At 64.8% G+C, this 400-nt stretch carries 1 protein-coding gene; it reads right to left on the reverse strand.

The window, feature by feature from the left end:
- The coding region (locus ACV22V_RS32595) for a transposase (RefSeq protein ID WP_448016846.1) at window positions 1-400 on the reverse strand (400 nt) is incomplete at both ends.

A 400-nucleotide genomic window follows, 5' to 3' on the forward strand; every position in this document is an offset into this window, starting at 1 on the left:
CGCCGATGGAGCGCCGGGCATGGCTGACCGACTCGTAGGCCCGCAGGTAAATCTCTTCGTACTTGATGCTGCGCCACACCCGTTCGACGAACACGTTGTCACGCCAAGCCCCTTTGCCGTCCATCGACAGCCGCACGCCTCGACCCAGTACGGCTTCGGTGAACGCGCCCGCCGTGAACTGGCTGCCCTGATCGGTGTTCACGATGTCGGGCAGCCCGTAGCGGGCGAACGCTTCTTCCAGTGCCTCGACGGCATGCGTGGCTTCCAGCGTGATGGCAACCCGGTGCGCGAGAATCTTGCGGCTCGCCCAGTCCACCACCGCCGTCAGGTACACGAAGCCTCGCGCCATCGGAATGTAGGTCGTGTCGAGGGCGAACACCTGGTTGGCCCGCTCGATCTT

The organism is Burkholderia sp. AW33-5, assembly GCF_053427615.1.